This window comes from Amycolatopsis sp. NBC_00355, from assembly GCF_036104975.1.
Classification (GTDB): domain Bacteria; phylum Actinomycetota; class Actinomycetes; order Mycobacteriales; family Pseudonocardiaceae; genus Amycolatopsis.
The window spans coordinates 1,158,208-1,184,818 of the sequence record NZ_CP107982.1 but is presented as its reverse complement, the minus strand read 5'-3'; the positions used below and the strand labels follow the sequence as shown (position 1 = coordinate 1,184,818).

Genomic DNA, 26,611 nt, shown 5'->3' with positions numbered 1-26,611 from the left:
CCGGCCGGGTCCCGGTGCGCTTGGCCCGGGCGGCGGCGTCGGCGGTCTCGGCCATGCCCGCTTGCCAAGCGCCCCAGGCGATCGACGTGCCCGGCAGCCCGGCCCGGGTGCGGTGTTCGGCGATCGCGTCGAGCACGGCGTTCGCCGCGGCGTAGTTGGCCTGCCCGGCGTTGCCGACCGAGCTGGACGCCGAGGAGAACAACGCGAAGACGTCGAGGTCGAGCTCCAGTTCGCGGGTGACCTGGTCGAGCACCCGCGCCGAGTCGGCCTTCGCCGCGAAGACAGCGTCGAACCGGTCGGCGTCGTAGCTTTCGAGGACACCGTCGTCGAGCACGCCGGCCGCGTGGACCACGGCGGACAGGGGCGCGTCCGCCGGGACGTCGGTCAGCAGGGTTCGGACGGCGGCCGCGTCGGTCAGGTCGCACGCCACGATCGACGCGCGCTCGCCCAGCTCGGCCAGCAGTTCCGTGGCGTCGGGGGTGTCCGGGCCGCGACGCCCGGTCAGCACGACCTTGGCCGCGCCTTCGTCGAGCAGCCAGCGGGCCAGCCGCCGGCCGAGCGCACCGGTACCACCGGTGACGACGACGGTGCCGTGCGGGCGCCAGGCCTTCGGGGCCGCACCGGACGGCGTCCGGACGAGCCGGCGGGCGAACACGCCCGCGGCCCGCACCGCGACCTGATCCTCACCGCCGGCGAGGATGCCGCCGAGCCGTGCGACCGCGTGGTCGTCGAGCTCGCCCGGCAGGTCGATCAGGCCGCCCCAGCGGCCCGGCTGTTCGAGCGCGGCCACCCGGCCGAGGCCCCAGAGCGCGGCCTGCGCCGGCGAGGTGGGCCGGTCGGACGGGATCGCGGTGACGGCGCCGCGGGTCAGGCACCACAGCGGTGCGGTGCTGCCGGTCCCGGCGAGGGCCTGCAGCAGCGCGGTGGTCGCCGCGACCCCCGCCGTCGGCGAGGATTCGTCGAGGCCCAGCAGGGAAACGACGCCGGCGACGTCGTCGAACCCGCTGAGCGCGGCGGTCAGCGCCGCGCGGTCGGTGCCGGTGACGTTCATGCGCTCGGCCCCGAGGGCCTTGACCACACCGGCGGCCCAGGCGTCGTCGGTGAACCCGGCGGGCACGAGGACCAGCCAGGTGCCGTCCGGGACGACGCCGAGGGAGCCGCCGAGCGGCTTCCAGGCGATCCGGTAGCGCAGGTCGTCCACAGTGGACTGGGTGGCGCGGCGGTGCTTGAGGTCCAGCAACGCGGGCAGGACGGCGTCGAGCGCGGCGCGGTCGACGCCGAGGTCGGCCAGGGATTCGGCGTCCAGCTCAGCCCACAGGTCCTCGCTGGTACCGGCGGTGACCTGCGCCTGGTCCGGCCAGAAGCGTTCGTGCTGGAACCGGTAGGTGGGCAGGTCGACCGGCCGCGCGCCGGTGCCGGCGAAGAAGTCCGCCCAGCGGACCGGAGTGCCGGCGACGTCGAGGCGCGCCAGCGCGGCGACCACGGACGTCTCGTCCGGGCGGCCCTTGCGCAGCGCGGCGGTGACCGTGGCGGACTCGCCGGCGAACGAGCGGGTCAGCGCCGCGAGGGTGCTGTCCGGCCCGAGTTCGAGGTACTTGGTGACGCCGAGAGCGCCGAGGGCGGCGACCGCGCCGGTGAAGAGCACCGGCCGGCGGGCGTGGTCGACCCAGTACTGCGCGTCCTGGATCTCCGGCCCGGCCGGGGAGGCCGTCACGGTGGACACGATCGGGAGCACCGCGGGGGCGTATCCCACCCCCGCGGCGACCCGCCCGAAGTCGTCCATCATCGCGTCCATGTGGGACGAGTGAAACGCATGGCTGACCCGCAAATGTCTAGTCTTTCCGCCCGCCGCCGCGACGGCCCCGGCCACTTCGGCCACGGCGTCCCGGTCACCGGAGACGACCACCGCGTCGGTCCCGTTGACCGCCGCGATCGACAGCCGGCCGGCGAACCCGGCGACGAGGCGCTCGGCTTCGGCCTCGGTGGTCTGCAGCGAGACCATCGCCCCGCGCGGCAGCTCCTGCATGAGCCGGCCGCGGGCGGCGATCAGCGTGCAGGCGTCGGCCAGGGACAGCACCCCGGCGACGTGCGCGGCGGCGAACTCGCCGATCGAGTGCCCGACGAGGTAGTCGGGCCGCACGCCCCACGACTCGACGAGCCGGAACAGCGCCACTTCCAGCGCGAACACCGCGGGCTGCGCCCACCGGGTCTCGGCCAGCAGGTCGGCGTCGTCGCCGAACATCACCTCGCGCAGCGAACCGGGCAGTTCGAGGTCCAGGTGCGCGAACACGGCGTCGAGCGCCTCGGCGAACGCGGGGAACCGCGCGTAGAGGTCGCGGCCCATGCCGGGACGCTGGGAGCCCTGCCCGGAGAACAGGAACGCCAGCTTCCCGCCCGTCTGCGGTCCCGTGAGCACCAGCGGCGACGTCGTCCCGGCGGTGATCGCGGCGAGCCCGGTCAGCAGCTCCTCGCGGTCCTCGGCCACGACGGTGGCCCGCGCCTCGAGCCACGCGCGGGTGGTCGCCGCGGAGTACGCGACGTCGGGCAGTGCCAGCTCCGGGCGCGCGGCGAGGTGGTCCCGCAGCGCGCGGGCCTGGGCCCGCAGGCCCTCGGGCGTCCGCGCCGACAGCCTGACCGGCACGGCCACGGCGTCGGCCGGCTCCCGGCTCGGCGTGGGAGGTGCCTGTTCGAGGATGAGGTGCGCGTTGGTGCCGCTGGCGCCAAAGGCGGAGATCCCGGCGCGGCGCGGGCGGCCGGTGGCCGGCCACGGCGTGCTCTCGGACAGCAGCGAGACCGTGCCCGCCGACCAGTCGACGTGCTCCGAGGGCCGGTCGACGTGCAGGGTCCTGGGCAGCAGACCGTGCCGCATGGCCAGCACCATCTTGATCACCGCGGCGGCGCCGGCGGCGGCCTGGGTGTGGCCGATGTTGGACTTCACCGAGCCGAGCAGCAGCGGCCGGTCCCGCTCGCGGCCGTAGGTGGCCAGCAGGGCCTGCGCCTCGATCGGGTCGCCGAGCTTGGTGCCGGTGCCGTGCGCCTCCACGGCGTCCACTTCGGACGCCGTGAGCCCGGAAACGGCCAGCGCGCGGGTGATCACGCGTTGCTGGGCCGGGCCGCTGGGGGCGGTGAGGCCGTTGGACGCGCCGTCGGAGTTGACGGCCGAGCCGCGCACGACGGCGAGGATCGTGTGCCCGTTGCGTCGTGCGTCGGATTCGCGTTCCAGCACGATCATCCCGACGCCCTCGGACCAGCCGGTGCCGTCGGCGGCGTCGGCGAACGCCTTACAGCGCCCGTCGGCCGACAACGCGCCCATCTCGCCGAACTCGACGAACCCGGCCGGGCTGGACATGATCATCACGCCGCCGGCGACGGCGAGCGAGCACTCCCCCGCCCGCAGCGCCTGCGCGGCGAGGTGCATCGCGACCAGCGAAGACGAGCACGCGGTGTCGACGGTGACCGACGGGCCCTCCAGCCCGAAGGTGTAGGAGACGCGGCCGGAGAGCAGGCTGCCCGCCTGGGCCGTGGACTGGTGGCCCGCGGTGCCGGTCGGCGGCCGGTAGTCGCCGGAGCCGCCGCCGATGTAGACGCCGGTGTCGCCGCCGCGCAGGGCGGTCGCGTCGACGCCGGAGCGTTCGAACGCTTCCCATGCCACTTCGAGGACGAGTCGCTGCTGCGGGTCCATCACGATGGCCTCGCGCGGCGCGATCCCGAAGAAGCCGGGGTCGAACTCGGCCGCGTCGTGCAGGAAACCGCCTTCCTTGGCGGCGCTGCTGCCCGGCCCGTCGCCGGTCAGGGTGGCCAGGTCCCAGCCGCGGTCGGCCGGGAAGCCGCCGACGACGTCACGCTCGTCGACGATCGCCCGCCAGAGCTCTTCCGGCGAGCCGATCCCGCCGGGGTACCGGCAGCTCATGCCGACGATGACGATCGGGTCACCCGCGACCGGCGCGGCCACGCTCACCTGCGCCACTTCGGCCTCGCCGATCAGCTCGCCGAGCAGGAACGCGGCCAGCTCGCGCGGGGTCGGCCGGTCGAAGACCAGCGTCGCCGGGAGCCGCAGGCCGGTCTCGGTGCTGAGGGCGTTGCGGAGGTCCATCGCGGTGAGCGAGTCGAAGCCCAGCGCGGAGAACGCGCGGTCGGTGTCGATCTCGGTCGTGTCCGGGTGCCGCAGCACCTCGGCGACGGCCGTCTTCACCACGTCCAGCACGACGTCGGCCCGGTCGCCCGCGGACTGGGCGAGTAGCCGGTCGCGCAGGCCGTGGGTCCGCTCGCCGGCCTCGGCCGGGCTGTGCAGCTGCGCCAGCAGCGGGCTCGGGCGCCGCGCGGTGAACGCCGGGCCGAACCGCTCCCACCGGACGTCGGCCACGACAGTGGTGACGTCGTCGGCGCGCACGGCCGTCGTGAGCGCGGTGACGGCGGTCGCCGGGTCGAGCGCGGGCAGGCCGCTGTCGCGCAGGTGGTCGAGGTCCTCGTCGGCGCCTTCCCACGCCGAGAACGCGACGACCGCCGCCTTCTCGCCGCGGTCGCGGCGCTGGCGGGCGAACGCTTCGAGCGCGGCGGCCTCGGCGGCTTCGTCACCGCGGCCGCGCACGCCCCACACCCCGGCGATCGAGGTGAGCAGCACGAACGCGTCGAGTTCCTTGCTGTCCAGCAGGTCCGCGAGGTGCCGGGCGCCCGCGAGACCTTCGCCGTGGATGACGGCGTCGGGCGGGAACTGCGTGAGCAGGTCGCGCAAGGTATCCGGGTCGGCCGTGGCGCCGCGGACGACGTGGACGCCGTCGCGCTCGGCGAGCCGGTCCGCGATCGCGGTGGCCGGGCCGTCGCCGGTGACGAGCACGGTGCCGAACGGCTCCCAGTGCTCGCCGGGCGCGCCGGCGCGGGTCAGGCGGCGGCCGTAGGCCCCGGCCGCCCGGACGGCGACCTGGTCCTCGTCGCCGGCGAGCACGCCGGCAAGCCGGGCCGCGGTCCGCGCGTCCAGGTCGGCGGGGACGTCGACGAGCCCGCCCCAGCGCACCGGGTCGTGCAGCGCGGCCACGCGGCCGAAGCCCCACAGCGCGGCCGTTTCCGGCGACGCGATCCGCTCGGCCGGGGTCACGGCGACCGCGCCCCGGGTCACGCCCCACACCGGCGCGTCGAGGCCGGCGTCGTCGAGCGCGGCCAGCAGCGCGCGGGTGTCGGCCACGGTGTCGAGCAGGGACACGATCCGCGTGGCCCGCACCTGCGTCAGGTCGGCGTCGGGGCGGTGGACCTCGGCACCGAGCACGTCGGCGACCTTCGAGGCCCACTCGATGTCCGGGCCGGTGATGACCACGACATCGGCGGCGTCAGCAGCGCCGACGGTGACGGGCTGCCAGGTGATCCGGTAGCGCAGGTCGTCGGCGGCGGATTCGGCGTCGCGCTTGCGGCGCCATTCGGCCAAGGCGGGCAGTACGGCGGTGAGCGCGGCCGGGTCGACGTCCAGGGCGGTCGCCAGCTCGGCGCCGTCGGCGCGGTCGACCGACGCCCAGAACTCGGCGTCGACGGCGGTCCCGGTCACGACCGTGGCGGGTGCGTCGGGCCAGTAACGACGGCGTTGGAAGGCGTAGGTGGGCAGCTCGGCGCGCCGCCCGGCGGTGCCGGCGAACCAGGCCGCCCAGTCCGGGTCGATTCCGGCGGTGAACAGCGTGCCGAGTGCCGTCGCGGCACTGTCCTCTTCGGACTTTCCGCGGCGGAGCACCGGCACGACGACGCGGTCGGCCGCCTCGGCGACGAGCGGCGTCAGGACGGCGTCCGGCCCGATCTCGACGTACAGCGAGACGTCGGACTCCGCGAGCCGGTCCAGGGTGTCGCCGAACCGGACGGTGTCACGCACGTGCCGCACCCAGTACTCCGGCGACGTGACGTCACCCGACGTCACGACCGGGATCGACGGCGCCGCGAACCGCAGGCCCGCGACCACCGTGCGGAACTCGTCGAGCATCGGCTCCATCAGGTGCGAGTGGAACGCGTGCGAGACCGCAAGCCGTTTGCTGCTCTCGAAGTTCGCCGCCACGGCGAGCACAGCGTCCTCGGCACCGGACAGCACGACCGACTCGGGCCCGTTGACGGCGGCGAGGTCGACGCCGTCGGTGAGCCGGACGTCCGCCTCGGCCGCGCGGACGGCGACCATCGCGCCTCCCGTCGGCAGCGCCTGCATCAGCCGGCCACGCGCCGCGACGAGCTTGCAGGCGTCTTCGAGGGACAGCACACCGGCGACGTGCGCGGCGGCGATCTCGCCGATCGAGTGCCCGGCGACGAAGTCGGGCCGGATCCCCCACCACTCCAGGAGCCGGAACAAGGCGACCTCGACCGCGAACAACGCGGGCTGGGCCCAGCCGGTGTGGTCCAGCTCGGCCGCGTCGTCGCCCCAGGCGACGTCGCGCAGCGAGCCGGGCAGCCCGGCGTCGAAGTGGGCACAGACCTCGTCCCACGCCTCAGCGAACACCGGGAACCGGTCGTACAGCCCGCGGCCCATCCCGAGGCGCTGGGCGCCCTGGCCGGAGAACAGGAACGCGCTGACGCGTTCGCGGGCGACACCGCGTGCCACGACCCGGCCGTCGGCCAAGACGGCGCGGTGGTCGAGCGCGGCGCGTCCGGTGGCCAGGGTGAACCCGGCGTCGAGCGCGTCGGTCTCGACGTCGGCCAGCAGGGCGAGCTGCGCGTCGAGCGCGGCCGCCGAGCGGGCCGACACCGGCCACGGGACGACCGCCGGGCGAGTGCCAGTAACGTCCGCGCGAGCGGGCGGCGCCTCCAGGATCACGTGGGCGTTAGTGCCGCTGACACCGAACGACGACACGGCGGCGCGACGCGGGCGGCCGGTCTCCGGCCACTCCGTCGCCTCGGTGACGAGCCGGACCGCGCCCGCGGACCAGTCCACATGGGACGACGGCTCGCCGACGTGCAGCGTCTTCGGCACGGTGCCGCGACCGAGGGCCAGCACCATCTTGATGACCCCGGCGGCACCGGCGGCGGCCTGGGTGTGGCCCAGGTTCGACTTCACCGAGCCGAGCAGAAGGGGCTCTTCGCGCTCGCGGCCGTAGGTCGCCAGCAGCGCCTGCGCCTCGATCGGGTCGCCGAGGGTGGTGCCGGTGCCGTGCGCTTCGACGACGTCGACGTCCGAAGTGGACAGACCGGCGTTGGCCAGGGCCTGGCGGATCACGCGTTGCTGCGACGGGCCGTTCGGGGCGGTGAGCCCGTTGGACGCGCCGTCCTGGTTCATCGCCGAACCCCGCACCACGGCGAGGACGTCGTGGCCGAGGCGGCGCGCGTCGGACAGCCGCTCGACGACCAGCACACCCGCGCCCTCGGACCAGGTCGTGCCGTCGGCGTCGTCGGAGAAGGCCTTGCAGCGGCCGTCGCCTGCGAGGCCGCCCTGGGCGTCGAACTCGACGAAGGAGAACGGGCTGGTCATCACCGTGACGCCGCCGACCAGGGCCAGCGAGCACTCGCCCGAGGCGAGCGACTGGGCGGCCCAGTGCAGCGCGACCAGCGACGACGAGCAGGCCGTGTCGACCGTGACGGCCGGGCCTTCCAGGCCGAGGGTGTAGGACAGCCGGCCGGACAGCACGCTCGCCGTCGTGCCGGTGGCCATGTGCCCGGCGACGTCCGCGCCCGAGGTGAGCAGCAGGCCGGTGTAGTCCTGGCCGTTGGTGCCGACGAACACGCCGGTGTCGGAGCCGCGCAGCGTCGCCGGGTCGATCCCGGCGTGCTCCAGGGACTCCCACGACGTCTCCAGCAGCAGCCGCTGCTGCGGGTCCATCGCGAGGGCCTCGCGCGGCGAGATGCCGAAGAACCCGGCGTCGAAGTGCCCGGCGTCGGGCAGGAACCCGGCCTGGCCGGCGCCGATCGTCGAGAGGTCCCAGCCGCGGTCGGTCGGGAACGGCCCGATCGCGTCGCCGCCGCCGGCCAGGAGGTCCCAGAAGGTGCGCGGCGAGGTGACGCCGCCGGGGAAGCGGCAGCCGATGCCGACGATGACGACCGGGTCGGTCGTGTCGGCCCGGGTGGCCGCCGTGGTCGTGGTGAGTTCGGTGGTGCCGACCAGTTCGCCGAGCAGGAACGCGGTCAGCGCGCGCGGGGTCGGGTGGTCGAAGACCAGCGACGACGGCAGCGCGAGCGCGGTCGCCGCGCCGATGCCGTTGCGGAGTTCGACGGCGGTGAGCGAGTCGAAGCCGAGGTCGGCGAACGCGGCGTCCGGCGCGACGGCCCCGGCGTCGGAGTGCCCGAGGACCATCGCGACCTGCGTGCGCAGCAGGCTCAGCAGGTGCTTCTCGCGGTCCGCGCCGGGCAGTCCGGCCAGGGTGGTGCGCAGGTCGCCGCGCTCCCCCGCCTCGCGGGCCTGGCTGAGCACGGCCTTCGCCGCGGGCAGGTCGGCCAGCAGCGGGAACGGCCGGCCGATGCTGAACGCCGGGATGAAGCGGGTGAAGTCGATGTCGGCGACGACGACTTCGGCATCCCCGGCGCCGATCGCGCGGCGCATGGCCGCGATGGCGCGGTCCGGCGGCAGCAGGGCGAGCCCGCCGCGGCCGACGCGGTCCTGCACGCCGGCGTCCCCACCGAGCATGCCGGCGCCCGCCCAGGGACCCCAGGCGATCGACGTCGCGGCCTGACCCGCGGCCCGCCGTCGGGCAGCGAGCGCGTCGAGGTAGGCGTTGGCGGCGGCGTAGTTGCCCTGCCCGGCCGCGCCGAACGTGCCCGCGGTCGAGGAGAACAGCACGAAGGCGTCGAGGTCTCCGGTCAGTTCGTCGAGGTTCTCGGCGCCGGTGCACTTCGGGCCGAAGACGGTCGCGAACTGGTCCGGGGTCAGGGAATCCGTGGTGCTGTCGTCGACGACACCGGCGGTGTGCACGACGGCGTTCACCGTCGGGAGCGACGCGATGAGTGCGGCCAGGGCGTCGCGGTCGGCGACGTCGCAAGCCGCGATCGTCACGCGCGTGCCGCCCTCGGTGAGTTCGGCTTCGAGGTCGGCCGCGCCGGGCGCGTCCGTTCCGCTGCGGCTGACGAGCACCAGGTGGTCCGCACCGGCCGTGGCGAACCGGCGCGCGACTTCCGCGCCGAGCCCGCCGGTGCCGCCGGTGATCAGGACAGTGCCGCGCGGGGTGTAGGCCGTGACCCCGGCGTCGGTCACCGGGGCCGGGGCGAGGCGGCGGGCGAAGACCCCGGACGGCCGGACGGCGACCTGGTCCTCGTCGCCGATCCCGGACAGGACAGCGAAGAGGCGGTTGACCGCGCGGGTGTCCAGGGTTTCGGGCAGGTCGACGAGCCCGCCCCAGCGCTGCGGCTGCTCCAGCCCCAGCACCCGGCCGAGGCCCCACAAGGCCGCACCACGCGGGTCCGCCGCGGGGTCGGCGGCACCGACGCTGACGGCGCCCCGGGTCGCCCACCACAGCGGCGCGGCGATCCCGCCGTCACCGAGCGCCTGCGCCACGGTGAGGGCACTGTCGGTCTCGCCCAGCAGAGAAAGGACGACATCTGTGTCCACTTCGGACAGACGAGCGGCCAGGGTCTCGCGGTCTTCGCTGCCGACCTCGAACCGGACACCGTCCACAGCGGACAGGACCGACTCGGCCCACGGGCCGGGTCCGGCGGGCACGACGACCAGCACGCGGCGCGGGGTCGCGGCCTCGGTGCGGACCGGCGTCCAGACGACGCGGTAGCGCCACGTGTCGGCCTCGGACTCCGTCCGGACCTGGCGCCGCCACGCGGTGAGCGCGGGCAGCACGGTGCCGAGCGCGTCGCGGTCGACGTCGAGCGTGGTGGACAGCGAGGTGACGTCGGCGGCTTCGAGAGCCGTCCAGAAGCCGGTGTCGGCTTCGGCCGTGGACTCCGCCGGAGCGGGCTCCGGCCAGTAGCGGGCGCGCTGGAACGCGTAGGTGGGCAGGTCGATCCGGCGGGCGCCGGTGCCGGCGTAGAAGGCGGCCCAGTCGGGGCGGACGCCGTGCGCGTGCAGCTCGCCGAGCAGCGCCGCGACGGTCTCGCCCTCCGGCCGGTCGCGCCGCAGCACGGGCCGCACGGCGACGGCCGCGTCGGTGACGATCTCGCCGACCATCGCCGACAGCACGCCGTCGGGCCCGAGTTCGACGTAGGCGGTGACGCCGGCGTCGTGCAACGCCGTGATCGCATCGCCGAACCGGACGCCCTCGCGGGCGTGGCGGACCCAGTAGTCCGGAGTGGACACCAGCTCGGCGTCACCGAACCCACCGGTCACCCCGGAAACGAAGGACAGATCGGGGGCCGAGTAGGTGAGCCCGGCGACGGCCGCGCGGAACTCGTCCAGCATCGGGTCCATCGCCGCCGAGTGGAAGGCGTGGGAGACGGTCAGGCGACGGGTCTTCGGGAACTGTTCGGCGAACGCGAGCACGGCGTCCTCGGGACCGGCGACGACGGTCGCCCGCGGCCCGTTGACCGCGGCGATGTCGACACCCTCGGGCAGCAGCGCCCGCACGTCGGCCTCGGCCTCGCGGATCGCGACCATGGCGCCGCCGGACGGCAGCGCCTGCATGAGGCGGCCGCGGGCAAGCACCAGCGTGGCGGCGTCGGCCAGGGAGAACACCCCGGCGACGTGCGCCGCGGCGACCTCGCCGACCGAATGGCCCGCGACGTGGTCGGGCCGCACGCCCCACGACTCCAGGAGCCGGAAGAGCGCGACCTCGATCGCGAACAATGCGGGCTGGGCGTAGCGGGTTTCGTCGAGCAGCGCGGCTTCCGGCGTGCCCGGCTCGGCGAACAGCAGGCCGTGCAGCGGGTGTTCGAGGCCGGCGTCCAGGTGCGAGACGACCTCGTCGAGGGCTTCGGCGAAGACGGGGAACCGCTCGGCCAGCTCACGCCCGGCACTCGGGCGCTGGCTGCCCTGGCCGGTGAACAGGAACGCGGCGCCGGGACCGCCCGTGGTGCCGCGCAGCACGGACGCCGCGGGCTCGTCGGCGGCGACGGCGGCGAGCCCGTCGAGGACATCGTCGTGCGTGGCGGCCAGGACGACCGCGCGGTGGCTCAGGTCGGCCCGGGCCGTCGCGAGCGAGAAGCCGAGGTCGGCGAGCGCGGGCTCGAGCTGGTCGGCCAGCCAGGTGCGCAGGCGGGCCGCCTGGGCGCGCAGGGCTTCCGGGGTCCGGGCCGACACGACCAGCGGGACGGTCCCGACGGTCTTGGGCTCGGCTTCGGCTTCCTCGATCTCGGCGGCGGGGGCCTGTTCCAGCACGGTGTGGACATTGGTGCCGCTCAGGCCGAACGACGAGACGGCGGCCCGTCGCGGGGCACCGGTCTCGGGCCAGTCGGTCTGCTCGTCGAGCAGCGCGATGGTCCCGCTCGACCAGTCGATGTGCGACGACGGCGTGCCGGCGTGCAGCGTCTTCGGCAGGACGCCGTGGCGCATCGCCATGACCATCTTGAGGACGCCGGCGATGCCGGACGCCATCTGGGTGTGGCCGATGTTGGACTTCACCGAGCCGAGCAGGAGCGGGCGTTCGCGCTCACGGCCGTAGGTGGCCTGCAGCGCCTGTACCTCGATCGGGTCGCCGAGCGCGGTGCCGGTGCCGTGGCCCTCGACGACGTCGACGTCCGAAGTGGACAGACCCGAGTTGGCCAGCGCCTGCTTGATCACGCGCTGCTGGGACGGCCCGTTCGGCGCGGTCATGCCGTTGGACGCGCCGTCGGAGTTCATCGCCGAGCCGCGGACGACGGCCAGGATCTCGTGGCCGTTGCGCTGGGCGTCGGACAGGCGTTCGACGAGGACCAGGCCGATGCCCTCGGCGAGGCTCATGCCGTCGGCTTCGTCGGAGTAGGCCTTGCAGCGGCCGTCGGGGGCCATCGCGCGCTGGCGGCTGAAGCCGATCCACGGCGCGGGCGTCGCCATCACGGTGACGCCACCGGCCAGCGCCATCGTGCTCTCGCCGTTGCGCAGGGACTGGCAGGCCAGGTGCAGCGCGACCAGCGACGACGAGCAGGCCGTGTCGAGCGTGACGGCCGGGCCTTCCAGACCGAACAGGTAGGCGACCCGTCCGGAAAGGACACTCGACACCGAGCCGGTGATCATGTGGCCTTCGGAGCCCTCGGCCGCGTTGAGCACGGTCGAGCCGTAGTCCTGGTAGCTGGAGCCGATGAAGACGCCGGTGCGGCTGCCGCGCACGGTCGCCGGGTCGACCCCGGCGCGTTCGAGGGCCTCCCACGAGACTTCCAGCAGGAGCCGCTGCTGCGGGTCCATCGACAGCGCCTCGCGCGGCGAGATCCCGAAGAAACCGGCGTCGAAGTCCGCGGCGCCTTCGAGGAAGCCGCCGAGCGTCGAGTAGGTCTTGCCGCTGCGGTCGGGGTCGGGGTCGAACAGCCCGGCCGCGTCCCAGCCGCGATCAGCCGGGAACGACGAGATCGCGTCCCCGCCGCCGAGCACGAGGTCCCACAACGCTTCCGGCGACGCGACACCGCCGGGGAACCGGCAGCTCATGCCCACGATGGCGATCGGCTCATCGGTCATCGCCCGCGTGACGACGGTCTCGGCGGTGTCCGATCCGTCCAGAGTGGACAGGATGAACCCGGCGAGCGCGTCGGCGTTCGGGTAGTCGAACACGACGGTGCTGGGCAGACTCAGGCCGGTCACGACCTCGAGGCGGTTGCGCAGGTCGACGGCGGTGAGCGAGTCGAAGCCGAGGTCACGGAAGGCGCGGTCGGCCTCGACGGCGTCCCCACCGGCGTGGCCGAGAACGGTCGCGGCTTCGGCACGCACGAGGTCGACGACGAGCCGTCGTCCCGCCGCGGCGGGCAGCGCCCGGACCCGGCCGGCGAACGCAGCGACGTCGGCCGTCTCCGGCGCGGCCTCGGCGAGCTTGCGGACCGCGGGCAGCTCGGAGAACAGCGGGCTGGGCCGCACCGACGTGAAGACCGGGTAGTACCGCTCCCAGTCGAGGTCGGCGATCATCAGCGACGTCTCGTCGTCCTCGAGGGCGCGCTTCAGCCCGGCCAGCGCGAGGCGCGGTTCCATGAACTGCAGGCCACTGCGCAGGATCCGGCCCGGGTCGACCCGGCCCAGCTCGCGGTCGTCGGCCCAGATGCCCCAGGCGATCGTCGTCGCCGGGACACCGCGGGCGCGCCGCTGCTCGGCGAGGGCGCCGAGGTAGGCGTTGGCCGCGGAGTACGCGCCGTGGTCACCGCTGCCCCAGACGCCGGCGGTCGAGGAGTACATCACGAAGTGCTCGAGTTCACCCTCGTCGAGCAGCTCGTCGAGGACGGCGTCGAGGTTGGCCGCGCCGGTGACCTTGGCGTCGAGGACCTCGGCGAAGGCGGTGGGGTCGGTGCCGGTCAGCGGCGCGAGCGCGATGTGCGCGGCGGTGTGCACCACGGTGGTGATGCGGCGGCCTTCACCCTTGAGCCGGGTGACGAGCGCGGCGACGGCGTCGCGGTCGGTGACGTCGAGGGCGACGACCTCGGCCGAACCGAGGTCCGCCACCAGCGCGTCGGCACCGGGCGCGTCGGGGCCACGGCGGCCGGTCAGCACGACGTGCTCGACACCCTCACCGGCGAGCCAGCGGGCGAGGTGCGGGCCGAGGGTGCCGGTACCGCCGGTGACGATGGCGGTGCCGTGGGCGCGCCAGGTCCGTTCCGGACGGCGCCCGGCGACGGGAGCGGGCACGATCCGGCGCGCGAACACGCCGGAGGCCCGGACGGCGAGCTGGTCCTCGTCGCCGGACTCGCTCAGGACGGTCGCAAGCCGCCGGGCGGCCGCGGCGTCGAGGGTTTCGGGCAGGTCGATCAGCCCGGCCCAGTGCCCGGGGTGTTCGAGGGCGGCGGACCAGCCGAGGCCGTGGACCTGCGCCTGAGCCGGATCGCGGACGGGGTCGGCGGGCCCGGTGGAGACGGCGCCGCGGGTCAGCGCCCAGATGGGGATCGCCGGGTCCGTCTCGGCGACGGCCTGGACGAGCGAGAGGGTCCGCAGCAGCCCGCGGTCGAGGCCGGGGTGCCCCGTCGGCGCGTGGTCGGCGGCGAGCAGCGAGACGATGCCGGTCACGCCTTCGGTGTCGCCGAGCGCGGCAGCCAGCGCGGCGCGATCGCTCGCGCCGAGCGCGCTCTGGTCGGCGCGGTCCGAGTCGCCGTCGGCCGTGCCGACACCCGCGGCCAACGCGGCGCGGTCGGCATCGCCGAGTGTCTCGGCCGTCGTCGGGTGGTCGGAGTCCTCGGTGAGCGTTACCAGGCGCACCTCGGCGCCGTGGCCGCGCAGAGCGTCGGCGACCTCGCCATCCGCGTCGTCGCCGATGACCAGCCAAGTTCCGGACAGGGTTCCGCCGGCCGGGCGGGCCGGGCGCCAGGCGACGCGGTACCGCCAGGCGTCCACAGTGGACTCTTCGTCCCGGCGGGCGTGCCAGGCCGACAGTGACGGCAGCACGTCTTCGAGGGCACCTCGCTGGTGCTCGTCGAGGTCCAGCAGCCGGGTCAGCTCGGCGGTGTCGGCGCGGCCGACCGCCTGCCACAGCTCGTCGTCGGCCGGGGCGCCCGCCATCGCCGGCGCCGCTTCTTCGATGGCCCAGTAGTGCTCGTGCTGGAAGGCGTAGGTGGGCAGGTCGGCGCGGCGACCGCCGGTCAGGGTGTCCGCCCAGTCGACCGCCACCCCGCGGGTGTGCGCTTCGGCCAGGGACTTGAGGAACCGGTCGGCCCCGCCGTCGTCGCGGCGCAGGGTGCCCAGCGCGGCGACCGGGACGCCGGCCGCCTCGGCCAGTTCGCCGATCGCCATGGTGAACACCGGGTGCGGGCTCGACTCGACGAACACCGGGTGCCCGTCGGCGACCGCCGCGGACAGCGCCGCGCCGAACTCGACGGTCCCCCGCAGGTTGCGGCACCAGTAGCCGCCGGTCAGCTCGGTCGGCTCGACGAGCCCGCCGGTCACCGTCGAGTAGAACCGGACGCCGGTCTCGCGCGGGGTCACCGGTGCGAGCAGCTCGGCGAGCTCGCCGGCGATCTCGTCCACCTGCGGCGAGTGCGCGGCGAAGTCGACGCCGTCGAGCCGCCAGCGCATCATGCCCGCCTTCGCGAGCCGCCGTTCCAGCGTGGCCAGGGCGTCCGGGTCGCCGGACACGGTGACCGAACGCGGCCCGTTCACGGCCGCGACGGCGATCCGGTCGGCCAGTTCGGCGATCAGCTCGCGGACGTCGTCCGCCGCGGCGACGACCGACAGCATCGCCCCTCGGCCGGAAAGCCGCTCGGCGATCAGCCGCGACCGCAGCGCCACGATCCGGGCGCCGTCCTGCAGCGTCAGAGCCCCGGCGACACACGCCGCGGCGATTTCGCCCTGCGAGTGCCCGATCACGGCGACCGGCTCGACACTGTGTTCGCTCCACAGGCTCGCCAGCGAGACCATCACGGCCCACAGCACCGGCTGGATCACGTCCACCCGGGCCAGCGCCTCTTCGTCGCGCAGTACTTCCGGCAGCGACCAGTCGGTGAACTCCGCCAGCGCGGCAGCGCATTCGGCCATCCGGCCGGCGAACACCGGCGACGACGCGAGCAGTTCGCGGGCCATGCCCGGCCACTGAGAATCCTGGCCGGGGAAGACGAACACCGGTGCCGCGGTGCGCTTGGCGACGCCGCGCACGAGCGCGGCGTCCGCGGCGTTCCCGGCCAAGGCCGCGAGACCGCGGCGCAGGTCCAGCGGGTCTTCGCCGACGACGACAGCGCGCTGTTCGAACAACGACCGCGTCCCGGCGAGGGACCAGCCGACGTCCACCGGCCGCGTCGCGGGGTGCTCGTCGAGGTGGCGCAGCAGCCGCAGCGCCTGAGCCTGCAGGGCGGGCGCGGTGCGCGCGGACAGCGGCCAGACGACCGGTCCGGACACGGCTTCGGGCTCGGCCGGGACGTCTTCCGGCGAGGGGGCTTCGATGATCGCGTGGGCGTTGGTGCCGCTGATGCCGAACGACGAGACGCCGGCCCGGCGCGGACGTCCGGTCTCCGGCCACTCGGCCTGCTCGTGCAGCAGCTGGACCGCGCCGGCCGACCAGTCGATCTTCGTGGACGGCTGATCGACGTGCAGGGTGCGCGGCAGCACGCCGTGGCGCATGGCGTGGACCATCTTGATCAAGCTGGCCACGCCGGCGGCGGACTGGGTGTGCCCGATGTTGGACTTCACCGAGCCGATCAGCAGCGGCCGCTCGCGGTCGCGGCCGTAGGTCGCCTGCAGCGCCTGGACCTCGATCGGGTCACCGAGCGCGGTGCCGGTGCCGTGCGCGTCGAGCGCGTCGACCTCGGCCGCGTCGAGCCCGGCGTTGGCCAGGGCCTGGCGGATGACCCGCTGCTGCGAGGGCCCGTTGGGGGCGGTGAGGCCGTTGGACGCGCCGTCGGAGTTGACCGCGGTGCCGCGCACGACGGCGAGGACCTGGTGGCCGTGGCGGCGGGCGTCGGACAGTCGTTCCAGCACGAGGATGCCGACGCCTTCGGCGAGGCTCATGCCGTCGCCGGCTTCGGAGAACGCCTTGCAGCGGCCGTCGGCGGCCAGCGCGCGCTGGCGGCTGAACGCGACGAACGGGTCGGGCGACGCCATGATCGTGGCGCCGCCGGCCAGCGCCAGGGAGCTTTCCCCGGCGCGCAGGGACTGGCAGGCCAGGTGCAGCGCCACGATCGAGGACGAACACGCCGTGTCGACGGTGACCGATGGGCCCTCGAAGCCGAACAGGTACGACAACCGCCCGGAAAGGACACTCGGGATGGTGCCGGTGACGAGGTGGCCTTCGGAGCCTTCGCCGGTCGAGGTGCCGTAGTCCTGGAAGCTGGAGCCGATGAAGACGCCGGTCCGGCTCCCCCGCACCGAAGCGGGGTCGACGCCGGCGCGTTCCAGGGCCTCCCACGAGACTTCGAGGAGGAACCGCTGCTGCGGGTCCATGGACATGGCTTCGCGCGGCGAGATCCCGAAGAACCCGGCGTCGAACTCGGCGGCGTCCTCCAGGAACCCCCCGAGCGTCGAGTAGGTCTTGCCGCCCCGGTCGGGGTCCGGGTCGAACAGGCCCGCGGTGTCCCAGCCGCGGTCGGCGGGGAACGACGAGATCGCGTCCACGCCGCCCACGACGACGTTCCAGAGGTCCTCCGGGGAGCCGACGCCGCCGGGGAAGCGGCAGCCCATGCCGACGATGGCGATCGGCTCGTCGACGGCACCCGGTGTGACGACGACGTCGCCGGCGGCCGGACCGTCGATCTCCTCACGCAGGAACGCGACGAGCGCCAGCGGGGTCGGGTAGTCGAACACCAGCGTCGCGGGCAGCGACAGACCGGTGGCGTCGGCCAGCCGGCGGCGGAACTCGACGGCGGTCAGCGAGTCGAAGCCGAGGTCGCGGAACGCGCGGTCCTCGTCGATCGCGTCGGCCGTCACGTGCCCCAGCACGGCGGCGGCGTCGACGCGCACCAGGTCCAGCAGCGCGCGGTCGCGTTCGGTCTCGGACATCCCGGCGAAGCGGGCCGCGAAGGCGGTCACGGCGGTGGCCGCGACCGGCTCGGGCTTGCTCTCGACGAGTTCGTCGAACAGCCGGCTGGCGCGGGTGGCGGTGAACACCGGCAGGAAGGTGTCCCAGGTGATGTCGGCGACGACGACGGCCGTGTCGTCGCGCAGCAGGGCGCGTTCCAGCTCGGCGAGCGCCGGCGCGGTCGGCAGGAACCCGAGGCCGCGGCGGCTCAGCTGGCCGGCGACGTGCTCGTCGGTGGCCATGCCTTCCTCGGCCCAGGCGCCCCAGGCGATCGACGTCGCCTTGCGGCCGCGGGCCCGGCGGGCCTCGGCGAGCGCGTCGAGGTAGGCGTTCCCGGCGGCGTAGGCGGCCTGGCCGCCACTGCCCCAGACGCCGGCGACGGAGCCGAAGAGCAGGAAGAAGTCGAGGTCGTGCCCGGAGAGGAGGACGTCGAGGTGCGCCGCGCCCTCGGTCTTGGCGGCCATGACGCGGGTGTACTCGGCGAAGTCGGCGCCGTGGATCGGATCCATCGCCTGCGCGATGCCCGCGGTATGCACGACCCCCGTGAGGTCCAGGCCGTCGAGAAGGTTTTCGACGGCGGCGCGGTCGGCGATGTCGCAGGCGGCGATCGTCACCCGGGCACCGGCCTCGGTGAGTTCGGCTTCGAGTTCGGTCGCCCCGGGTGCTTCTGGGCCGCGACGGCTGACCAGCACGAGGTGCTCGGCCCCGGCGGCGGCGAGCCACCGCGCGACGGACGCGCCGAGCGCACCGGTGCCGCCCGTGACCAGCACGGTCCCGGAAGCGCGGAAGTGCCCGGTGGGTTCGGCGGGCAGGTACCGCCCGATCCGCCGGCCGAAGGCCCCCTGGGCCCGGATCGCGACCTGGTCCTCCCCACCGGACGCGGCGAGCACGGCGGCGAGCCGTCGCCCGGCGGCGGGGTCGAGGGTGGCGGGCAGGTCGATCAGCCCACCCCACAGCGCGGGCTGTTCGAGCGCGGCGGTCCGCCCCAGCCCCCACAGCCGCGCGGCGACGGGATCGGGCGCCCCTTCCCCGGCGGTGACGACGGCGCCGGAGGTCAGAGTCCAGAGACGCAGACCAAGGTCGGCGTCGCCAAGGGCTTGGACGAGGGTGAGCAGATCCCGCAACCCGGCATCCCCGGCGGCGGGCAGGTGGAGGACGCCCTCAGCCGGCCCAGCCACGGCAAGCGCCGCGGCCAGTCGCGCACGCTCGTCCAAGTCCGTGAATGGCACATTGAGGGACTCAGAGTCCGTGAATGGCACATCGAGGGACTTAGAGTCCGTGAATGTGCCATTCACGGACTTCGGAGCGTCCAGAGCCGACAGAACCACGCGCTTGATCGTCGCGCCGTGGGTGGTCAGGGCCGACGCGATCTCGGTGCCTTCGTCGGCGGTCGACGTCACCAGCAGCCAGGTTCCCGGCAGGGCCGGGTTCTCCGCCGTGCGGAACGGGTGCCACTCGGTGCGGTAACGCCAGGACTTCGCCTTCTCCTCCGCCGCTCGGCGGTCACGCCAGCCCGAGAGGGCCGGCAGCAGCGTCGTCAGGGACTCCTGCTGGTCGTCGCCCAGGTCGAGCAGGCCCGCCAGTTCCGCTGGGTCGCCGCGGCCGATCGCCTCCCACAGCGGGCCGTCCGCCGTGGCGGCCACGGACCGCGCCGGGACCGCGGCAGCCCAGTAGTGCTCACGCTGGAACGGGTACGTCGGCAGCTCGACCGGCGCGCCCGCGCGGCCGAGGTAGGCCGGCCAGTCCACCGCGCAGCCGCGCGTGTGCAGCACCGCCAGGGCGGTGACGGCGGACTCCACCTCCGGACGGTCCTTGCGCAGCAACGGGATCGCGCCCGGCTGGTCGATCATCGCCGACAGCACCGCCGACGGTCCGAGTTCCAGGAACGTGGAGGCATCCGAGCGCGAGATCGTCTCGGCGAACCGGACCGTCGCGCGCACGTGCTCGACCCAGTAGCCCGGCGACCGGACGTCGCCCTGGGCCACGAAGGTCAGCGACGGCTCGGCGAAGTCCAGCCCCCGCACGACCTCGCCGAACTCCGCCAGCATCGGGTCCATCAGGTGCGAGTGGAACGCGTGCGACACGTCCAGGCGCTTCGTCCGCTCGAAGCGCGCGGCGACCGCGAGCACGGCGTCCTCGACGCCCGACAGCACCACCGAGTCCGGGCCGTTGACCGCCGCGATGTCGACGCCGTCGGTCAGGCCTGCGCGAACGTCCTCTTCGGGCGCCTGCACCGACACCATCGCGCCGCCGGCGGGCAGGGCCTGCATCAGCCGCGCCCGTGCGGACACCAGCGCGCACGCGTCGTCCAGGGACAGCACGCCCGAGACGTGCGCGGCCGCGATCTCGCCGATCGAGTGCCCGGCCACCAGGTCCGGCCGGACGCCCCACGACTCCAGCAGCCGGAACGCGGCCACGCCGAAGGCGAACAGCGCGGGCTGCGCGGTCCCGGTCTGCTCCAGCGCGGCCGGGTCGTCACCCCACACCACGTCCCGCAGGCCCGGTTCGCACCGGTCGAGGACGTCGGTGAAGACGTCGGCGAACACCGGGAACCGCGAAGCCAGCTCACGCCCCATGCCCAGGCGCTGGGCGCCCTGACCGGGGAAGACGAACGCGAGGCCGCCGGCCGCGATCGTACCGGTGATCAGGCCGGGCGCCGGGTTTCCCGCGGCGAGCGCGGCCAAAGACGAAGACACGTCGTCACCGAGCACCACGGCCCGGTGCTCGAACGCCGTACGCGTGGTGGCCAGGGACCACGCGAGGTCCAACCGGCCCGCGTCGATCGACGCCACGTTCGCGGCCTGCTCGCGCAAGCCGCCGGCGGTCCGCGCGGACAGCAGCAGCAGCGCGGCGACCGCGTCCACCGGTTCCGCGCTGACCGAGGTCTCGGTACGAGGGGCCGCTTCGAGGACGACGTGCGCGTTGGTCCCGCTGATGCCGAACGACGACACCGCGCCACGCCGGGCGCGCCCGGTCTCCGGCCACGGCGACGCTTCGGCGAGCAGCGAGACCGCGCCCGCACTCCAGTCCACATGGGACGACGGCGCAGCCGCGTGCAGCGACCGGGGCACGGTGCCGTGCCGCATCGCCATGATCAGCTTGATCACCCCGGCGACACCGGCCGCGGCCTGCGTGTGGCCGATGTTGGACTTGACCGAGCCCAGCAGCAGCGGGGTTTCCCGGTCCTGGCCGTAGGTCGCGAGCAGCGCCTGGGCTTCGATCGGGTCACCGAGGGTCGTGCCGGTGCCGTGTCCTTCGACGACGTCGACGTCCGAAGTGGACAGTCCGGCGCCGGCCAGCGCCTGACGGATCACCCGCTGCTGCGACGGGCCGTTCGGCGCGGTGAGGCCGTTGGACGCGCCGTCCTGGTTGACGGCCGAGCCGCGGACCAGGCCCAGCACGCGGTGGCCGTGCCGGCGGGCGTCCGAGAGCCGTTCGAGCACGAGCACACCCGCGCCTTCGGACCAGCCGACACCGTCGGCTTCGTCCGAATAGGACTTGCAGCGGCCGTCGGGCGACAGGCCGCGCTGGCGGGAGAACTCGACGAACGAGTTCGGGGTGGACATCACCGTGACGCCGCCGGCCAGAGCGAGGGTGCAGTCGCCGGAGCGCAGGGCCTGCATCGCCCAGTGCATCGCCACGAGCGACGACGAGCAGGCCGTGTCGATGGTGACGGCCGGGCCTTCGAGGCCGAGCGAGTAGGCGACCCGGCCGGAGACGACGCTCGACGCCGTGCCGCTGCCCTGGAAGCCTTCGAAGTCGCCGCCGGCCATGACGAGGCCGTAGTCGTTGTACATCACGCCGGCGAAGACGCCGGTGGAGCTGCCGCGCAGGCGTCGCGGGTCGATCCCGGCGCGCTCGATCGCCTCCCACGAGACTTCCAGCAGCAGCCGCTGCTGGGGGTCGGTGGCTTCGGCTTCGCGCGGGCTCATCCCGAAGAACGCCGGGTCGAACTCGCCGGCGTTGTGCAGGAAGCCGCCTTCGCGGGTGTAGGAGGTGCCCTTGTGGTCGGGGTCCGGGTCGTACAGGGCGCCCAGGTCCCAGCCGCGGTTCACCGGGAACGTCGACGTCGTGTCGCGGCCCTCGGCCACGGCCGCCCACAGGTCTTCCGGCGAGGCGATGCCGCCGGGGAAGCGGCAGCTCATCCCGACGATCGCGATCGGGTCGTCGTCGGCCGCGGCGCTCCGGGTGAGGACCGCCGCGCGACCGTCGTCGCCGAGCAGCTCGGCCAGGATGTGCGCGGCCAGCGCGGCGGGTGTCGGGTGGTCGAACGCCGTGGTGGCGGGCAGGCGCAGCCCGGTCGCGGCGTCGAGGCGGTTGCGCAGCTCGACGGCGGTGAGGGAGTCGAAGCCGAGTTCGGAGAAGGACCGTTCCGGGTCGACGGCCGCGGCCCCAGCGTGCCCGAGCACGCCGGCGACCTCGCGGCGGACCAGGTCGGCGACGCGCGCCGCGCGGGCCGCGTCGTCCAATGTGGACAGCTGGTGGGCCAGCCGTCCTGCCCCACCGGCGGTCCGCACGGCCCGGCGGCTGCCGCCGACGAGCGACCGCAGCACGGCGGGCGGTTCCGGCCGGGCGCTCAGCACCGGCAGGTCGAAGCGGACCGGGACGACGACGGGCTCGTCGGCGGCCAGCGCCGCGTCGAAGAGCGCGACGCCTTCGGCCTCGGTGAGCGCGGGGATGCCCATCCGGGCGAAGCGGCGCAGGGTGCCGTCGCCGGCCATGCCGGCTTCACCGGCCCACGGGCCCCAGGCGAGGGACACCGCGGGCAGCCCGGCGTCGCGGCGCACCTGGGCGAGCGTGTCGAGGAAGGCGTTGCCGGCGGCGTAGTTGGCCTGCCCGGCCGCGCCGAGCGTGCCGGCCAGGGACGAGAACAGGACGAACGCGGTCAGGTCGTGGTCGCGGGTCAGCTCGTGCAGGTTCCAGGCCGCGTCGGCCTTGGGCGCCAGCACGGTGGCGAGCTTCCCGGCGTCGAGGGTGCCGAGCAGGCCGTCGTCGAGGACGCCGGCCGCGTGCACGACGGCGGTCAGCGGGTGGGCGGCGGGGATGTCCGTGAGCAGCGCGGCCAGCGCGGCGCGGTCGCTCGCGTCGCAGGCGACGACACTGACGTCGGCGCCCTGACCGGCCAGCTCGGTGAGGAGGTCGTCGGGCGCGACGCCGCGGCGGCTCGCGAGGACCAGGTGCCGGACGCCGTGCTCGCGCACGAGGTGGCGGGCGATGATCCGGCCCAGTCCCCCGGTGCCGCCGGTGATCAGGACGGTGCCGTCGGCGTCCCAGCCACGCGGCTCGGCGGGCACGGCCCGCACCAGCCGGGGTAAGAGCACGCGTCCGGCGCGGATCAGGGCGCGCGGCTCGCCGGTCGACAGCGCGGTCGTGACGGCGTCGGCGGACGCCGGCTGCTCGTCGGTTTCGATCAGGACGAACCGGCCGGGGTGTTCCTGCTGGGCGGCCAGGACGAGCCCGCGCACGGTCGCCGCGGCGGGCACCCCGGCCGGGATCACCAGGGCCAGCCGCCGGTCGTCGGCCGCTTCAACACGCGCCTGCAGGAGGCCGAGCGCGTGCGCGGCGAGTTCACGCGCCGCCGCCGGGGTCTCCCCCGCCGGGACGTCGAGGGGGACGACGTCGGCGTCGGCCGGGTCGGTGATCCCGGTGACCGGCTCGGTCCAGTCGACCCGGTACAGGCCACCGCCGGTGCCGGCGGCGAAGGATTCGGCGGCGATCGGCCGCACGGACAGGCCGCCGGCCACCGCGACCAGGTCGCCTTCGGGCGTCGACAGGACGAGGGACAGTGAGTCGTCACCGGTCTTGCGCAGCTCGGCCCGCAGCACGGTCGCGCCGACCGCGCGCACGGCGACGTCCCGCCAGGAGAACGGCAGGCCGCCGTCACCGGCGAGGAAGGCCGTGGCGTGCAGGGCCGCGTCGAACAGCGCGGGGTGCAGGTCGAACGTCTCGGCTTCGACGGCGTCGGGCAGCGCGACCTCGGCGAAGACGTCGTCACCACGGCGCCACGCGGCCCGCAGGCCGCGGAACGCCGGGCCGTACTCGCGGCCGTCGTCGATGCCGTCGTAGAACCCGTCGAGTTCGACCGGGGTGGCGTCCGCGGGCGGCCAGACCGCCTCCGGGATCACGATTTCCGGGGTGACCGCGGTGAGCCGGCCGACCGCGTGGGACGTCCAGTTGCCGCTGACCTCGCCGTCCGGGCGCGAGTGGACGGCGACCGCGCGGCGGCCGTCGTCGTCCGGCGCGCCGACCCACACCTGGACGACGACGCGCTCGTCGGCGCCCAGCACGAGTGGCCGGGTCAGGGTCAGTTCTTCGACGTCGGGGCAGCCGGTCTCGGCGCCGGCGCGGACGGCCAGCTCCAGCAGCGCTGTGCCGGGCACGACCACCGCACCGCCGACGCGGTGGTCGGCGAGCCAGGCGTGCGTGCCGGCCGACAGCCGGCCGGTCAGCAGCAGGCCGCGAGCGTCGGCGACCTCGACGGCGGTGCCGAGCAGCGGGTGGTCGACGCTGCGCAGGCCCGCGGACCGCAGGTCGCCGCGGCCGCGGCCGGTGTCACGCGGCCAGAACCGCAGGCGCTGGAAGGCGTAGGTGGGCAGCTCGGTCCAGGCAGCGCCGGTCCCGGCGAAGAACGCGGTCCAGTCGATGGCGACGCCGTCGCCGTGCAACCGGGCGAGCGCCTCGGCGGCGGAGGTGTGCTCGTCGCGGTCCTTGCGCAGCAGCGGCACGGCGAGCGCGTCCGGGACGTCGACCAGCGGCGTCAGCGCGGCTTCCGGCCCGACCTCGACGAACCGGTTCGCGCCCGCGTCGGCGAGCCGGGCGAGGACGTCGCCGAAGCGGACGGTCTCGCGGACGTGACGCACCCAGTACTCCGGGTCGGTCACCTCGCCGGCGACGACCAGGGTGCGAGCGGGCTCGGCGAACGTCAGGCCGGCGACCACCTCGCGGAACGCGGGCAGCATCGGGTCCATCAGGTGCGAGTGGAACGCGTGGGACGCGCGCAGCCGCGTCGTACGCTCGAAGCGGGACGCGACGGCCAGCACGGCGTCTTCGGTACCGGACAAGACAACCGCGCGAGGTCCGTTGACGGCGGCGATACCCACACCGTCGACCAGCTCGGCGCGGACTTCGTCTTCGGTGGCCCGGACGGCGACCATCGCGCCGCCGGCGGGCAGGTCCCGCATCAGCCGGGCGCGCGCGGACACCAGCGCACAGGCGTCGTCGAGGGACAGCACGCCCGCGCAGTGGGCGGCGGCGATCTCGCCCGCCGAGTGCCCGGCGAGCAGGTCGGCGCGCACGCCCCACGACTCGAGCAGGCGGAAGAGGGCGACCTCGACGGCGAAGATCGCCGGCTGCGCTTGGCCGGTGTCGGCGAGCGTGTCGGCAGCGTCGGCACCGGTGCCCCAGACGACGTCCCGGAGCCCGGGCTCGAGCCGGTCGAGGACCTCGTCGAACGCGGCGGCGAAGACCGGGTGCGCGGCGTACAGCTCGCGGCCCATCCCCAGGTGCTGCGAACCCTGACCGGTGAACAGGAACGCGGTCTTCGCGCGGGCGCGCGGCGAACCGACAACACCGGACTCCCCCGCGGCCAGCGCCTGCAAGGCGTCGGCCACGGCGGCGCGATCGGCACCGACCACGGCGGCGCGGTGCTCGAACGACGTCCGCGCGGTGGCCAGGGAGAACGCGACGTCGGCGAGCGGCGCGGCGCCGTCCGCCAGCTGCCGCGCGAGCCGTCCGGCCTGCTCCCGCAGTGCCTCGTCGGTCTTGCCGGAAACCAGGAACGGCACCGGCCGCTCGACGACGGCACGCGGCTCGGCGTCCTCGGCCGGCGCCTGCTCGATGATCGCGTGCGCGTTGGTGCCACTGAGCCCGAAGGACGACACGCCCGCGCGGCGGGGCTCCCCGCTCTCGGGCCACCCGGTCGCCTCGGTGACCAGGTCCACCCGGCCCGCGCGCCAGTCCACATGGGACGACGGCGTGTCGACGTGCAGCGTGGGCGGGACGACGCCGTGGCGCATGGCCAGGACCATCTTGATCACGCCGGCAACGCCCGCCGCGGCCTGAGTGTGGCCGAAGTTCGACTTCACCGAACCGAGCAGCAGCGCACGTTCGCGGTCCTGCCCGTAGGTCGCCATCAGGGCCTGGGCCTCGACCGGGTCGCCGAGCTTCGTGCCGGTGCCGTGCGCCTCGACGACGTCGACCTGGCCCGGCGTGAGCCGGGAGCTCTTCAGCGCCTCCCGGATGACGCGCTGCTGGGAGGGGCCGTTGGGGGCGGTCAGGCCGTTGGTGGCGCCGTCCTGGTTGACGGCGCTGCCGCGGACCAGGGCGAGCACGGGGTGGCCGTGGCGGCGGGCTTCCGACAGGCGTTCGAGCACGAGCACACCCGAGCCCTCGGCCCAGCCGGTGCCGGCGGCCGAATCGGCGAACGAGCGGCAGCGGCCGTCCGGGGACAGCCCGCCCTGGCGGCTGAACTCGACGAACGTGGTCGGGGCGGACATCACCGTCACGCCGCCCGCGACGGCGAGCGTCGACTCCCCCGACCGCAGCGACTGCGCGGCCAGGTGCAGCGCGACGAGCGACGACGAACACGCGGTGTCGACGGAGACGGCCGGGCCGACCAGGCCCAGCACGTACGACAGCCGGCCGGACAGGACGCTGTTCGTGTTGCCGGTCAGCAGGAAGCCCTCGGACGGCCCGGCCGCGCCGGTCAGGTACTCCTGGGCCATCGCGCCGACGAACACCCCGGTCCGGGTGCCCTTGAGCGACGACGGCGCGATGCCTGCGCGCTCGATCGCCTCCCACGTCGTCTCGAGCAGGATCCGTTGCTGCGGATCCATTTCGGCCGCTTCGCGCGGCGAGATGCCGAAGAAGCCGGCGTCGAACTCGGCGGCGTCGAGCAGGAAGCCGCCGGACATCGCCGCCTCGCCGCCGGCCTCGGCGAGCGCGCCGAGGTCCCAGCCGCGGTCGGCGGGCAGCCCGGTGACGCCGTCACGCCCCGACCTGACCAGCTCCCAGAGGTCTTCGGGGCTGGTGACCCCGCCGGGGAAGCGGCAGCTCATCCCGACGATCGCGATCGGTTCGACCGCGCGGGTCTCCAGTTCCTCCAGCCTCTGCTGGGTGCGCACGAGATCGGCGCTGGCCCGCTTGAGATAGCTCCGGAGCTTCTGTTCGTTGTCCAT

Annotated in this window: 1 protein-coding gene (cut by a window edge); it reads right to left on the bottom strand. The window is 74.8% G+C overall.

Features of this window, described 5'->3' with window-relative positions; genetic code table 11:
• Positions 1-26,611: the 5' portion of a type I polyketide synthase gene (locus OHS18_RS05010; RefSeq protein ID WP_328616107.1), read on the bottom strand. Its footprint begins 677 nt before the window's first position; the window shows 26,611 of its 27,288 coding nt (coding positions 1-26,611); it begins with the start codon at positions 26,609-26,611; its stop codon lies beyond the left edge, outside the window.